General features: G+C 71.1%; 11 protein-coding genes. 7 read left to right on the top strand and 4 right to left on the bottom strand.

The window, feature by feature from the left end; all coding sequences use genetic code 11:
- Positions 1 to 2 precede the first annotated feature (2 nt).
- From ABZX12_RS11315 to ABZX12_RS11285, 7 genes are all read left to right on the top strand, one after another.
- Complete coding sequence (locus ABZX12_RS11315; protein WP_355692101.1) at positions 3 to 932, top strand: ABC transporter permease; 930 nt, start codon at positions 3 to 5, stop codon at positions 930 to 932.
- Positions 916 to 1,902: an ABC transporter ATP-binding protein gene (locus tag ABZX12_RS11310; protein WP_355692099.1), complete on the top strand. Its 987-nt coding sequence runs from the start codon at positions 916 to 918 to the stop codon at positions 1,900 to 1,902. Before ABZX12_RS11315 ends, ABZX12_RS11310 begins: the two co-directional genes overlap by 17 nt.
- Complete coding sequence (locus ABZX12_RS11305; protein ID WP_355692097.1) at positions 1,899 to 2,921, top strand: ABC transporter ATP-binding protein; 1,023 nt, start codon at positions 1,899 to 1,901, stop codon at positions 2,919 to 2,921. Before ABZX12_RS11310 ends, ABZX12_RS11305 begins: the two co-directional genes overlap by 4 nt.
- 89 nt (positions 2,922 to 3,010) lie before the next feature.
- Positions 3,011 to 4,384, top strand: coding sequence for an MFS transporter (locus tag ABZX12_RS11300; protein ID WP_355692095.1), 1,374 nt, complete (start codon positions 3,011 to 3,013; stop codon positions 4,382 to 4,384).
- A 111-nt stretch (positions 4,385 to 4,495) separates the two neighbouring features.
- Entirely contained in the window at positions 4,496 to 6,487 is a 1,992-nt protein-coding gene (locus tag ABZX12_RS11295; RefSeq protein WP_355692093.1) for a heparinase II/III family protein, read from the top strand.
- A 39-nt stretch (positions 6,488 to 6,526) separates the two neighbouring features.
- The gene (locus ABZX12_RS11290; protein ID WP_355692091.1) at positions 6,527 to 7,354 is read left to right on the top strand and encodes a DMT family transporter; all 828 of its coding nucleotides are present in this window, start codon (positions 6,527 to 6,529) and stop codon (positions 7,352 to 7,354) included.
- 68 nt (positions 7,355 to 7,422) lie between these two features.
- Positions 7,423 to 8,751, top strand: a complete 1,329-nt coding sequence (locus ABZX12_RS11285) for a peroxidase family protein (RefSeq protein ID WP_355692089.1) — start codon at positions 7,423 to 7,425, stop codon at positions 8,749 to 8,751.
- On the opposite strand, the gene ABZX12_RS11280 is transcribed toward ABZX12_RS11285, so the two are convergent.
- The 4 genes from ABZX12_RS11280 to ABZX12_RS11265 all read right to left on the bottom strand — a co-directional run bounded on the left by ABZX12_RS11280 (position 8,729) and on the right by ABZX12_RS11265 (position 14,256).
- Positions 8,729 to 10,069, bottom strand: coding sequence for an FAD-dependent oxidoreductase (locus tag ABZX12_RS11280; RefSeq protein ID WP_355692087.1), 1,341 nt, complete (start codon positions 10,067 to 10,069; stop codon positions 8,729 to 8,731). The genes ABZX12_RS11285 and ABZX12_RS11280 overlap by 23 nt on opposite strands.
- 62 nt (positions 10,070 to 10,131) lie before the next feature.
- Complete coding sequence (locus ABZX12_RS11275) at positions 10,132 to 12,864, bottom strand: AAA family ATPase (protein WP_355692085.1); 2,733 nt, start codon at positions 12,862 to 12,864, stop codon at positions 10,132 to 10,134.
- 63 nt (positions 12,865 to 12,927) lie between these two features.
- Positions 12,928 to 13,419, bottom strand: coding sequence for a sigma-70 family RNA polymerase sigma factor (locus ABZX12_RS11270; protein ID WP_355692083.1), 492 nt, complete (start codon positions 13,417 to 13,419; stop codon positions 12,928 to 12,930).
- Positions 13,420 to 13,545: 126 nt separating this feature from the next.
- Positions 13,546 to 14,256 (bottom strand): alpha/beta hydrolase, encoded by a 711-nt coding sequence (locus ABZX12_RS11265; RefSeq protein ID WP_355692081.1) that lies wholly within the window; start codon positions 14,254 to 14,256, stop codon positions 13,546 to 13,548.
- Between the last annotated feature and the right edge of the window lie 55 nt (positions 14,257 to 14,311).

The raw sequence follows: 14,311 nt of genomic DNA, 5'->3' as shown, positions 1-14,311 counted from the left end.
CGATGAGCGCAGTCGTCGCCGGCGCCGCCGCGCCTGTCTCCGGTTCCGCCCGCCGTCCGCGCGGTGGTCTGTTCCGGGCCGTGCTACGCAACCGCAAGGCCATGGTGGGGGCGGGTCTGCTGCTCCTGTTCATCCTGCTCGCCGCCTTCCCGGCGCTGTTCGTGCCGGGGGCGCACCACGATCCACAGGCGATCGGCGACCTGCCGCTGCAGAAGCCGTCCGCCGAGCATTGGCTCGGTACGACGGGACTCGGGCAGGACGTGTACGCCCAGCTGATCTACAGCACCCGGGAATCGCTGGTGATCGCCGTGGTCGCCGGCCTCGGCGCCACGATCCTGTCGGTGCTGATCGGCGTCTCCGCGGCCTACCTGGGCGGGTTCGCGGACGACGGGCTGTCGATGCTGACCGACATCTTCCTGGTGCTGCCGACGTTCCCGCTGATCATCGTGCTGGCGACCTACGCCGGCAAGGGCAACCTGACCGTGATCATCGTCGTGCTGATCCTGACCGGGTGGTCGTACGGCGCCCGGCAGATGCGGGCGCAGGCGCTGTCGCTGCGGAACCGGGACTTCCTGGAATCGGCGCGGGTCCGCGGCGAGCGGCGCTCGTACATCATCGTGGTCGAGGTGCTGCCGACGATGATCTCGCTGATCGTCGCGAACTTCCTCGGCGCCGCGCTGTACGCGGTGCTGACCGCCGCCGGCCTGCAGTTCCTCGGGCTCGGCGATCCCAACTCGCTGAGCTGGGGCACGATGCTCTACTGGGCGCAGAACCAGGGCGCCCTGGTGAACGGCCTGCCCGCGTGGGCACTCTCGCCGGGCCTGGCGGTCGCCCTGCTCGGTGTGTCGTTCGCCCTGCTCAACTACGCGTTCGACGAGATCAGCAACCCCGCGCTGCGGCCGGTTCGGAGGCGACGTGCACGGCAACACTGAGAGCAGGCAGCTTCTCGAGGTCCGGGACCTGACCGTCTCGTACGACACCGGGGACCGCCCGGTCGTCGCGGTCGATCAGGTCGACCTCGACGTCCATGCCGGCGAGTTCGTCGGCATCGTCGGCGAGTCCGGCTGCGGCAAGTCGACGCTGCTGTTCGCGATCGCGCAGCTGCTGTCGTCCCCGGCCGCGATCACCGGCGGCAGCGTGACCTTCCAGGGGCAGAACCTGGTGACGATGACCGAGAAGCAACTGTCCGCGTTGCGGTGGCGCGACTTCTCGGTCGTGATGCAGAGCGCGATGAACGCCCTGAACCCGGTGAAGAGCATCGGGGCGCAGTTCCACGACGCGATCATGGCGCACGACGAGACGGTCGACAGCAACCGCCCGGCCGAGGTGCTGCGGCTCGTCGGCATCGATCCGATCCACCTGCGCAGCTACCCGCACCAGTTGAGCGGCGGGATGCGGCAGCGGGCGATGATCGCGATGGCGCTGCTGTTCACGCCCGATCTGATCATCATGGACGAGCCGACGTCCGCGCTCGACGTGGTCGCGCAGCGGTCGCTGATGGTGCAGATCAAGGAGCTGCAGAAGCAGCTCGGGTTCGCGGTCGTCTTCGTCACGCACGACATGTCGCTGGTCAGCCACTTCTCGGACAAGCTGGTGGTGATGTACGCCGGGCAGGTCGTCGAGTTCGGCGACACGCGCGCGGTGTTCGACGCGCCGCAGCACCCGTACAGCGCCGGTCTGCTCGACGCCTTCCCGTCGATCCGCGGGCCGAAGGTGCCGCTGACGGGGATCCCGGGCAGCCCGCCGAACCTGGCCGATCCCCCGCCCGGCTGCCGGTTCCAGCCGCGCTGCCCGAAGGCGTTCGAGGACTGCCCGAAGATCGCTCCGGAGCTGTACCAGGTGGGCGGCGGGCAGGCTCGTTGCCTGTTGCACGTCCCTGATCTCGTTCGGGAGGCGCAGTGACCACCGCCGACATCTCCCAGGTGGAGACCGGGTCCACGGCCGCCGCACCGTTGCTTGAGGCAAAGGGGTTGACGCGGCACTTCCGCGTCGGCCGCGGGTTCTCGCGGCAACTGCTGCACGCCGTCGACGACGTGAACTTCTCGATCGGGCGGCAGGAGATCGTCGCGCTCGCCGGGGAGAGCGGGAGCGGCAAGAGCACGATCGCGCGGCTGCTGGCCGGGGTGTACCGGCCGACAGGCGGCGAGATCTTCTACCAGGGGCGGGCGATGTCGACGTACCGCTCCCGCAAGGACCAACTGTCGTACCGCGGCGACGTACCGATGGTGTTCCAGGACCCGTTCAGCTCGCTGAACCCGGCGTTCCGGGTGTCGCACGGCGTACTGCGGTCGCTCAAGCTGCATCGTCCCTCGCTGTCACGGGCACAGCGCTTCGAGGAGGCGGAGCGGGTCATCGAGGCGGTCGGGTTGTCGCCGGCCGCAGACATCATGCAGCGGTACCCGTACGAGCTGAGTGGTGGCCAACGGCAACGGATCGGGTTCGCGCAGGCGCTGGCGCACAAGCCGAAGCTGATCCTCGCCGACGAGCCGGTGTCGATGCTCGACGTGTCGATCCGGATCGGGCTGCTGAACCTGATGGCGGAACTGCGCAGCTCCGAAGGCGTCTCGTTCCTCTACATCACCCACGACATCGCGAGCGCCCGGTACGTTGCCGACCGGTTGATGATCATGTACGCCGGGCACGTCGTCGAGACCGGCCCGACCGAGTCGGTGCTGCAGAACCCGAAGCACCCGTACACGGATCTCCTGCTGGGCGCCGTACCGGATCCGCGGGCACCGTTGACGACCGGCATCGAGGGCGACACCGGCGAACCTCCCAAGGTCATCGACCCCACCCCCGGCTGCCGCTTCCGCTGGCGCTGTCCCCTCGCCGTCGATCGCTGCCACGAGGAGACCCCGGTCCTCCGCACCCTGGGCAAGAACCACCAAGCCGCCTGCCACGTCGCCACGCCCGACACCTGACGCAGACCCTCCCGCAGCCGACCGGCATCCGGTCCCGGTCGGAGAAAATACTGTTCGACGCATATCGAACAAAGTCGTAGAGTGGCGGTATGCCCCTGGAGCACCGCCGGTCGGTCGTCGCGCTCGCGCTGATCGCCTCGTTCATGGTCTTCGTCGACAGCACGATCGTGAACGTCACCCTCGCCCAGCTCGCCACCCATCTGCATGCGTCCCGCGCCGAGCTCGAGTGGTCGCTGAACGCCTACACGTTGTCGTTCGCGGCGCTGATGCTCGGCGCCGGAGCGATCGCGGACACCCTCGGCGCGAAGCGGGCCTTCCTCACCGGACTTCTCGTGTTCACGCTGTCGTCCGCCGTCTGCGCAGCCGCCGGCTCGATGCTGATGCTGAACCTCGCCCGGCTGGTCCAGGGCGCGGGCTCCGCGCTGCTGCTGCCGAGCGCACTGGTCCTCGCGACCGCGTCCGCGACCGACGAGCACGCACGCCACCGCCTGGTCAGCTGGTGGGCCGCGGCCGGCGGCGCCGGGATGGCGGCCGGGCCGTTGCTCGGCGGCGGCCTGGTCGCGCTCGCGGACTGGCGCGCCGTCTTCGCGGTCAACGTCGCGATCGGCATCCCCGCCGCGCTCTGGGCACTGCGTTCGATGCCGGCGGTCGAGCGGCGGTTCCGGCGACCGGACGTCGCCGGGATGGCCACCGCGACCGCGTTCATCGGCGGGCTGGTGTTCGCGCTGATCGAGGCTCCGGCACGCGGTTGGCTCGATCCGGCCGTCGTCGTCGCGGTCGCGGTCACCGTCGCGGGTCTGGTGAGCTTCGTCCTGGTCGAGCGATCCGTCCGGTCGCCGCTGCTGCCGTTGAAGCTGTACGCCGAGCGCGGCTTCGCGACCGCGGCGCTGCAGGGCACCTTGCTCAACTTCGCCTTCTACGGCGTGCTGTTCACGATGAGCCTGCTGCTCCAGCAAGGACGGCACCTCAGCGCCCTCGTCACCGGGCTGCTGTTCCTGCCGCTGACCGGCCTGATCTCGATCGCCAACCTGTGCTCCGCGCCGCTCACCCGCCGCCTCGGCAGACCGGCCGTGCTCGCGATCGGCCAAGCGGTGCTGACCGTAGCGCTGCTCGCCCTGGCCTGGGCGAGTACGTCGCCGGCGGTTTGGCCGATGGTGCTCGCGCTGGTCCCGATCGGGTTCAGCTCCGGCCTACTCGTACCGACCATGACCGCACAGTCGATCGCCGCGGTCGAGCCCGGCCTGCACGGCGCCGCGTCGGCTGCGTTCAACACGTCCCGGCAGATCGGCGGGGCGATCGGTGTGGCGACGTTCGGCCCGCTGCTGGGCACCGCCCACGATCTGGCTCACGGCTTCGTCACCTGCGCGCTGGTCGCCGCCGCCGCGAGCATCGCCGGCCTGGGCGTCACCGCGTTCGGCCGCCGGACCCCGGTTCTCGTACCCTCGACGGCAGCCGATTCGTGATCGGCGACGCGCTGGAGGAAACTGCTCGCCGGGGTGCGAATCGGACAGGCCGGGGGCCGGACGCAACCAATCGGCGGGCACGGAGCGTCTAGCAGGTGGAGAGGGGGGCGAGTGGCGCAGCCGAAGAGGCGGTTGGGTACGACCGTCGCGCTGACGCTTGCCTGCGTCCTGGTCTGCGGTGTTGCCTTCGCCGGAGCGGTCTTCGTGCTGATGCCGGGCGCCCGCAACCGCCCCACCGCCGCGTCCGCCGACACATCGCCGACCCCGGGCAGCCCACCACCGAGCCCGACAGCCGGTCCGCGGCCGTCGGTCCCCGACACGACCTCGAGCGAGGAGCCGCTGCCCGGTGTCGACACGCCGGCCACTCCCCCGCCGTCGACCCCGGTCGCGAACACCGGCACCTACGAGTGCCCGGGGTTCAGCGGGATCGAGTCCGGCGTTCCGCTGCCGATGCTGCTGCAGGACACGTTCGCATGGGGCGACGACCCGCCGTACAAGGTCGGCAACGGGAGCGGCGACGTCAACTGGCGCTCGAACCCGTACCAGAAGCCCAGCTGGTACATGTGGCTGCACTCGCTGCGCTGGCTGGGCAACGGCATCGAGGCCGGGCAGCGCGGTGACCGCAAGGCGCTGCGGCACGTGCTGGCGATCATCCACGACTGGGTGCAGGACAACCCGTACTCGTGGAAGGGCGACGTCGGCGCGTGGGAGGCCACGATGCACCGCACCAACGTGTTGCTGTGCGCCCGGCAGGCCGTGCTGACCGGGATGCGGGTCAGCTCGCTGCCCACGCAGTACGCCTGGCTCGACAAGGCGCTCGTGGACCACGCGCAGTTCATGATCGTGAACTGGAGCGGGTCGTCCAACCACGGGACGGACGAGAGCATCGCGCTGTTCGGCGTGGGCTGCACGCTGAAACGTCCGGAGCTGAAGAAGCTCGCCGTGGACCGGCTGACCCAGGCGATCACGACAGCGATCGACCCGCAGGGCTCGACCAACGAGCAGTCGGTCGGGTACGCGATGTTCAACTACCTGCTGTGGGGCCGGGCTACGACGACCCTGCAGCGCTGCGGCGCCGACCCCGGCCAGGTGATCGCCCAGCGGCGCGCGGCGTTGTCGGAGTGGCTGGCGCTCGCGACCAAGTCGACGGGCGAGCTGCAGCAGGTCGGTGACGCCGTCCGGCAGAAGCCGACCGGCGCGGCCGGGACCGCGCTCGATTATGTGGCCTCGCTCGGCAAGCGCGGCACGAAGCCGTCCAAGCGGGTCGCGGTCTACGACGCCGGGTACATCTTCGGCCGGACCGGTTGGGGCGAGACCCGGCCGTTCGGGCAGGAGTCGACGTACAGCATCCGGTACGGCGTCGCGCGGACGCTGCACGGTCACGACGACCACATGTCGATCACCTACTCGTCGCACGGCCACGACGTCCTGATCGATCCGGGACATTCCGGGTACCAGCTCGACAAGTGGCAGGCGTGGTCGAAGAGCCAGGCCGCGCACAACGTGATGACGATCCCGTCGGCGGAGACCGTGAGTGTGCCGACACAACTGGTCCGCGCATCGATCACGCCGGCCTGGGAGTCGTACTCGCTCGCCGACTCGCCCGCGCCGGGCGTGACCCGCAAGCGCGACGTCCTCGTCCTGAAGGATCCGGACCTGGTCGTCACCCTGGACCGCGGCCAGGCGACGAGCACCCAGCGGTACGAGACGCTCTGGCATCTCGCGCCGGGCCAGAAGGTGACGGTCCAGTCGCCGACCACCGCGATCGCCACCGGCGGCAAGTCGAAGACGTACCTGTTGCAGATCCCGTACCAGCAGCAACCGCCCGCCGACGGCATCACCGTCGTCCAAGGCCGGCAGGATCCGGTCCAGGGCTGGTACTACCCCGACATCTTCCACCGCGAGCCGGCCCCCGTGGTCAAGTTCAACCGCAACGGCAACGCCGCGACCGTCCTCTCCGCGATCGTCCCGGCCGGCTCCACCGAGACCGTCACCTACAAGACCCGCACGGTCAGCGGCATGTTCTTCGTCGACCTGACCGTCGGGACCCGCAAAGCCACCATCCGGATCCAGCAGGACGGCCGCCTCACCCGCATCAGCTGAGCGCGGTTTGGGACCTGCCTGGCCGGTTACCGGACGCGGGTGGGTGTCGGACTCGCACTGGCGTCCGCGCTGTGCTTCGGGCTGTCGGACTTCGCGGCCGGACTGGCCGCACGCCGCCTGCACAGCGCGGTCGTCGTCCTGCTCGGCCAGATCTGCGGAGTCGTGCTGGTCACACTCCTGGCCTTGCTCGTTGCCGCTCCGAGCACCGCCCCGGCCGATCTGGCCTGGGGTGCCGTGTCCGGGATCGGGACCGGCCTCGGTGCGGCGTTCCTGTTCCAGGCCATGAAGGTCGGCCGGTTCAGCCTCGTCGTACCGCTGAGCGATGTCGCCGGTGTGGCGATCCCCGTGATCATCGGTGTGACGCTGTTGCGCGATCATCTGCACTGGTGGGCCTGGGCCGGTTTCGCGGTCGCCGTCCCCGCGATCTGGTTGATGACCAGCCGGCGCGGACCACGAGCCGGTACGACTGCAGGCGCCGGGTGGGCGTTGCTGTCCGGCGCCGCGTTCGCGCTCCAGTACGTCGCCCTCGCGCGCGCCGGCGAGGCCGCGGGATTCTGGCCGCTGGCCTTCAATCGGCTGGTTGCCGTGGTGACGGTGGCGCCGATCGCGGTCCGGCGCGAGCGGCTGCGGATGGAGCGTCGTACGGCGATGCTCGCCGTCGCCTCCGGTGTCCTCGGAACATGTGCGATCGGCGCCTTCCTGCTCGCCTCTCGCGAGCAGGCGCTGTCGGTCGCGGTCGTGCTGACCTCGCTCTATCCGGCCGTCACCGTCCTGCTCGGCCTGACCGTGCTGCACGAACGCCTGACCCTTCGGCAGGTGGCCGGGTTGCTGTGCGCCGCGGCCACCGTCGTCCTGGTCTCCGTCTGAGCGCGACGGTCACAATCGCGGCGGCTGCCTGGTCTCTCCAGTGGATTCGAATCCTTGGGAGGTAGTGCATGAGCAGGCATCCGGCGGCGCGGGACCACTGTCTGAGTCTCGTACGCAGCGTGGATCGGCCGACTGGTGGAGCGCGGTACGGGCGGATGTTCCCGGGGTTGGCGCCGCTCGGCGCCGACCCGCAGGTGCTGATCCGGGCGGGCGCGGACGGCGGGATCTGTGACGCCGCCGCGGTCCTCGATCCCGGCAGCGGCGGGGACGACGCGGAACAGGCGGCCGGGTGGCCGTTCTTCGGGCAACTGCTGGCCCACGACACGACCGCGGACCGCTCGCCGATCGCGGGCGGCGTCGAGACCGACGCGTTGCGGAACGCGCGCTCGCCGCGGCTGAACCTGGAGATGCTGTACGCCGACGGCCCGATCGGCTCGCCGTACCTGTTCGACCTGCACGACCCGGCGAAGTTCCTGCTGAACGGGGACGACGTACCGCGGAACCCGCAGGGCGTGGCCCTGATCGGCGACCCGCGCAACGACGTCCACCTGTTCTCGCTGACGCTGCACGTGGCGTTGCTGCGGGCGCACAACCGGATCGTCGACCGGCTGCGGGCCAGCGGCATCCCCGAACAGGAGGTGTTCGAGCGCGCGCGGATCACGCTCACCTGGCACTACCAGTGGGTCGTGGTGCACGACTTCCTGCCGCGGCTGGTCGGGCGGCCGCTGGTGGACGAGGTGCTGACCGGCGGCGGGAAGTGGTTCACACCGGAACCGCTGCAGGCGTTCATCCCGCTGGAGTTCGCCGATGCGGCGTACCGCTACGGTCACGGCCAGATCCGGCACACGTACCGCCTGACCGCGGGCGGACCTGAGGTGCCGCTGTTCCCCGATCTGGTCGGGTTCGGTCCGCCTCGGCAGCGGCTCGATCTCACGCAGGTGTTCGACGTACCCGGTCGTCCGCCGGCGCAACGCGCGAAGCGGCTCGACGGGCGGCTCCCCGCGAGCCTGATCGGGTTGCCGGAACAGGTCACCGGCGCCGTCGACGAGACGGCGTACAAGTCCCTCGCCGTCCGGGATCTGCTGCGCGGCGACACCACCGGTCTACCGAGCGGTGAGGAGGTCGCCAAACTCCTTGGCGTACCGCCGCTGACCGAGGGCACCTGGCCGGGCGGTACGCCGTTGTGGTTCTACGTCCTGAAGGAGTCCGAGGCCTTCGGCGACGGCGACCGCCTCGGGCCTGTCGGCGGGCGCATCGTCGCCGAGGTACTGCTCGGACTGCTGCGGGCCGACGGGGCCAGCTACCTCAGTCTCGATCCCGGCTGGCAGCCAACATTGCCTGCCGACGGCGAGACGTTCGGGCTGACCGACCTGCTCATGCCGGACGGCTCGCGCTGAGGCTGCGCGCCTTGGCCTCGGTCTGGAACGCCTCGCGCGGACTCTGCACCGAGGCCAGCGACACGATGTCGCGGCCGTAGCAGAACGACACCAGCCAGATCGACAGCACGCGCATCTTCCGGTCCCAGGTCGGGACCGCCAGCACGTGGTACCCGCGGTGCATCAGCCACGCAAGCAGGCCCTTGATGACGAGCCGCTTGTACTGGAAGATCCCGTTCCCGAGGCCGAGCGTCGCGATCACGCCGAGGCTGTTGTGCACGTAGTTCTTCGGCTCCCGCCCGCGCAGCGACCGCAGCAGGTTCTTCGCCAGCAACTTCCCCTGCCGTACGGCGTTCTGCGCGTTCGGGACCGTGTACGCGCCCTCGACCGGCGACGTCAGGTCGGGCACCGCCGCGTCGTCACCGGCGGCCCAGGCGTCGGTGACCACCTCGGCGTCGGTGCCGATCCGCAGGTCCGCCCGGACCTGGACCAGGCCGCGCTCGTTGTGCGGCAGGTCGGTGTGGTTGCGCAGCAGCCGGGTCGCGGCGTTGCCCGCGGTCCAGACGATCAGCTCCGAGTCGAACTCGGACCCGTCCGACAGCACCACGTGACCGTCGTCGGCCGACTGCATCGTGGTGTTCAGGTGCACGACCGCGCCGCGCTTCTCGAGCATCTTCACGACCCAGTCGCCCGGCCGGTCGGTCACCTCCGGCAGGATCCGCGGCGTCGCCTCGACCAGGTGGAACCCGAGCTCGTCCGCGGACAGCTCCGGGTAATTCTTCAGCAGCGCCCGCGCCAGCGACAGCAGCTCCGCGAAACCTTCCACACCGGAGAACCCGCCGCCGACGAACGTGACCGTCAGCAGCTTGCGCCGCGCCGGGCCCGGCTCCAGCCCGGCCGCCTCGTCGAACGCGGTGAACAGCCGGTCCCGGATCGCGACGGCCTCCTCGACGTGCTTCATCCCGATCGCCCGTTCGGCCACGCCCGGTACGTCGAACGTCCGCGTCACCGCGCCGGCGGTCACCGCGATCACGTCGTACGTCAGCTGGTAGTCCGGCCCGTCCGCGGGGTGGATCGTCACGGTCTTGGTCGCGTGCGAGATGTTCGTGACCATGCCGGCCACGAGCTTGGTGTGCCGCAGGTTGCGCCGCAGCGACACGGCCGCGTGCCGGGCCTCGACGGACCCGGCGACCACCTCGGGCAGGAACGGCTGGTACGTCATGTACGGCCGCGGGTCGACCACGACCACCTCGGCCTCACCGCGCCGCAGCTTCTTCTCCAGCCGCCACGCCGTGTAGAAGCCGGCATATCCGCCGCCCACCACCAGGATCCTGCGCACCGAACTCTCCATCCGTCGAACTTCCCACAAGTAAGACACCCGGCCACGGCCGGTTGTGACATCTACGGGCGGAGCTGCTTGCGGGACGTGATGCCCAGCTTCGCGAAGACCTTGCGCAGGTGCCACTCGACAGTGTGCTGGCTGAGGAACATCTGCGCACCGATCTCGGCGTTCGTCAGTCCCGCGCCGGCCAGATCGGCGATCCGCGCCTCCTGCGCCGTCAACGAGTCCCGGCCCGAGGTGTCCGCCGTCCGGCGTTCGTCCAGCATCTCGCCGGTAGCCGCGAGCTCCCGCGCCGCCCGCTCGGCGAACGCACCGGCGCCGGCCTCCGAGAACAGCTTGTACGCCATCCGCAACTGCCCCCGCGCGTCCTGCCGGCGGCCCTCCCGCCGCAGCCACTCGCCGTACACCAGGTGCGTCCGCGCCAGGTCCATCCGCATCCGCGTACGGCTCAGCCGCTGGATCCCCTCCTGGTAGGCCGCCTCTGCCGCGCGGCCGTCCGACCGCAGCCCGGTCGCCCGCGCCAGGACCCCGAGGCCCCAGTCCGTGCCGGTGGCCTCGGCCTGTTCCTTGAGCCGGCCGTACCCGTCCGCGGCAGCGTCGGGGCGCCCAGCGCGCGACGCCGCCTCGATCAGCTCCGGCAGCGCCCAGCTCGCCGCGCCGAGCTCGGCCGGATACGCCGTCGCCGCGAGACCCGAGGTCAGCGCGGTCGGATACTGCGCCTGGGCGTTGTGCAGCAAGGCATTGGCCATATGCGCGAAGGACACGGCCCCGCCCTCGCCGCGCGCCGCCGAGTCGTCCAGGCTGGCGGCGATCAGCGCCGCGGCGTCGGCCTGTCCACGCCAGGCCGCCAGGCAGATCTCGCCGTACGACGCCAGGTCCGCGCCGGTCGCGTCGTGGATGGTCTTCACCTCGGCGAGCAGCGCGGCGCCCGCCGTGAGCTCGCCGCCGAACAGGCTCAGCATCACGCGGTGGTGCAGGACGAGCGGCAGCTGGTTGAGATCGCCGACCTCGCGCGCGATCCGCAGGTGCCGCGCGGTGAGCAGATCCCAGCTCCGGTCGTCCCACAGGTTGACCGCCAGCACCGCGGTCAGCCACATCCAGGTCAGGTCGTCCGTCTCCGGCGTGCCGTTCTCCGCCTCGAACGCGGTCATCGCCTCCCGCGCCGGCGCGACCATGGCCGGATAACCGTCGGCGAACAAGGTCGCGACCGCGTCGTACAGCAGGTCGCGTTTGCGTGGCTCCGCCAGCCGGGGCACGGCCTTGGCGGCGCGGGCGACAGACGCGATGCCCTTGTCCTTGCCGAAGCGGCCCGCGAACTGGGCCGCGGCCAGGGCGTTCAGATAGGTGTCCCGCGCCAGGCCGAGGTCGAGCGGTTCGAGCCGCCGGGCCGCGTCGAGCAGCAGCGGCGGCGCCTCCAGGCTGTGCCCGGAGGCGAACGTCACCTGCGCGCGCATCAGGTCCACGCGCGCTTGGTGGACGTCGTCGCCCGGCCCTTCGGCGGCAGTGTTCAGGAGTCGCAGCGCGGTCTCGAACGCGCCCGCCGCCAGGCTCGCCTGCGCCGCGGCGAGGGCCCGGGCCGAGCGCATCCCCGGGTCCGGCGTCAGCTCGGTCGCGCGCTGGAGGAACGCGGACGAGGCCGCCATACCGCCGCGTCGTTGCGCCCGGTCGGCCGAGCTCACCAACTCGGCCGCGACGTCCTCGTCCGGGCCGTCGGCGCCCTGGGCGCGATGCCAGGCGCGACGGTCGGGATCGAGCTCCGGGTCGATCGCCTCCGCGAGAGCCTGATGCGCGGCACGGCGGTCCGCCGGGTCCGCGGCGCGGTACGTCGCCGACCTGACCAGCGGGTGCCGGAACCGGACCCGGGCCGCGATATCGATCAACCCGGCGGCCTCGGCCGGGGCCACCGCGCTCATCGGCACGCCGAGCAGCGCGAGAGCGCGGACCAGCAGCGGTACGTCGCCGACCGGTTCGGCGGCCGCGGTCAGCAGCAGCCGCTGCGTGTCCCGCGGCAGCGCCTGGACGCGGAGCGCGAAGTTCTGCTCGATCTGGCTCGCGAGCGGCCGGGTGTCCGGTCGCTCGAACCCGCCGGCCAGCTGGGCCGCGGTCAGCCCGCGCGGCAGCTCCATCAGCGCCAGTGGGTTGCCCCGGGTCTCGGCCACGATCCGGTCGCGGACGGGCGCGTCCAGCCGCCCGGGTACGACGGAGTCGAGCAGCGAACCGGCGTACTCGTCGGCGAGACCGCCGACCGGCAGCTCGGGGAACCCGCTCCATTCCGGTCCGGTCACCGGCTCGCGCAGCGCGAAAACCAGCCCGATCCGGTCCGCGAACAGCCGGCGCCCGACGAAGGTCAGCGTCTGGACCGAGGCCTGATCGAGCCACTGCGCGTCGTCGACGACACACAGCAGCGGCTCCCGATCGGAAGCCGCCGACAACAGACTGAGCGTCGCCGCACCGATCAGGAAGCGGTCGGGCGGTCCCCCGCCGCTCAGACCGAACGCGATCTCCAAGGCACCGCGCTGCGGACCCGGCAGGCGATCGCTGAGACCGAGGAGCGGGAGGCACAGCTGGTGCAGGCCGGCGAACGGGACCTCCATCTCCGACTCGACCCCGGACGCGCGCACGACCCGGCAGCCGTCGGCCCGTCCGGCGACGTACTCGAGCAGCGCCGACTTGCCGATGCCGGCCTCGCCGCGCATGACCAGCACCTGCCCGTCCCCGGAGCGCACTCCGGCGACCACGTGGTCGAGGCGTGCGGACTCCGCTCGTCGCCCGCGCAATCGCTGCCACCCCACCCGTCAGAGGCTACGTGCGAACAGCGATACGGGTACAGAACCCGCCAGTACCGCAAGCGCCGATCAGACGGCTTCCTGCGCCAAGCGGTCGCGGGCGCGCTTGACGAGCTGGCGCGCGTTCGGCGCGCCGATCCGGAGCGTCTCGGCGATGTCACGGTACGGGTAGTCGAAGCCTTCCCGCAGCACGTACGTCGCCCGCTCGGACGGCGAGAGCCGGTCCTTCAACAGCTGGACGGCGGTCGCGAACGCCTCCCGGTTCTCGGCGTACGCATGCGGATCGGGCCCGGCCGCCACCCGCTCGTCCGGAAGCCAGGGCCCGACCGTCGTCTCGTGCCGGCGCCGCGCCGACTGCACCACGTTGATCGCCAGCCGCGACACCGCGGTGGCCAGGAACGCCTGCGGGTCGGCCACCGCGGACCGGTCCGTCCGCTGCCAACGCACCCAGACGTCCTGCACGAGCTCCTCGGCCTCGTGCGGGTTGCCGACGATCCGGCGCGCGATCCGGAACAACCGCGGCCGGGCCTGCAGGAACTCGTCCAAACCCGCCGTACTCACGATCCGGCCTCCTGACGCTGGGGAACACCTCCAGCGTCGGCCGCCGACCACGGGGTTCGCGCCCTGGAGACCCCATGGTCGACTGCGTGGCCGATTACGTGGTCGATTACGTGGTTGACTGCGTGGTCAGGCCTCGAAGGCGTGCAGGATCGTGGCCGTCACGGCCTCCGGCTGGGAGACGCTGAGGGCGTGCGAAGCGCCGGCGATCTCGCGGGTGTCCTTCGCACCGGCGCGGTCGGCGAGGAACCGGTGCAGGGCCACCGGGATGTTCATGTCCTGGTCGCTGAACACGAACCAGGACGGGATCGTCTGCCAGGCCGGCGTGGACGTGGGCAGCGGGGCGGTCAGCGCGGCCTCGGTGGCCGGCCGCTGGGTCGCGGCCATCAGCGCGGCCTGCTCGGCGGGCACGTCGGCGCAGAACTGCTGACGGAACACGTCCGGGCGGATCGCGAGCTCGTTGCCGCCGGTGGCCACCGGGTACGCGTTCAGCGCGTCGCCGAGCGTGCTGCCCGGGAACATCAACGACAGCTGGAACGCGGTCTCGCCGTGGTCGGGTGCGAACGCGCAGACGTACACGAGCGCCTTGACCGCGTCGTTGCCGGCGGCGGCCTGGGTGATCACCATGCCGCCGTACGAGTGCCCGACCAGGACCACCGGCTTGCCGATCCCGGCGATGACGTCGCGGACGTACTGCGCGTCGCCGTCGAGGCTGCGCAGCGGGTTGGCCACCGCGACCGTCTCGATCGAGCGCTCCCGTAGCCGCTCGACGACGCCGTTCCAGCTGGCCGACTCGGCGAACGCGCCGTGGACCAGGACGACGACCGGATTCTCACTCATGGGGTTCTCCTCTTCCCTCGGGTACTGGGTGAGACCGGACAGACAGCCGGGTTGT

This window comes from Kribbella sp. NPDC003505 (genome assembly GCF_040610875.1).
GTDB lineage: Bacteria > Actinomycetota > Actinomycetes > Propionibacteriales > Kribbellaceae > Kribbella.
This window is presented reverse-complemented; position numbering and strand designations above follow the sequence as displayed.

What these genes read in the sequence shown, in the direction of transcription:
- ABZX12_RS11315 (WP_355692101.1), top strand. Translation starts at nt 3, where the DNA reads ATGAGCGCAGTCGTCGCCGGCGCCGCCGCGCCTGTCTCCGGTTCCGCC.
- ABZX12_RS11265 (WP_355692081.1), bottom strand. Translation starts at nt 14,256, where the DNA reads ATGAGTGAGAATCCGGTCGTCGTCCTGGTCCACGGCGCGTTCGCCGAG.
- ABZX12_RS11285 (WP_355692089.1), top strand. Translation starts at nt 7,423, where the DNA reads ATGAGCAGGCATCCGGCGGCGCGGGACCACTGTCTGAGTCTCGTACGC.
- ABZX12_RS11300 (WP_355692095.1), top strand. Translation starts at nt 3,011, where the DNA reads ATGCCCCTGGAGCACCGCCGGTCGGTCGTCGCGCTCGCGCTGATCGCC.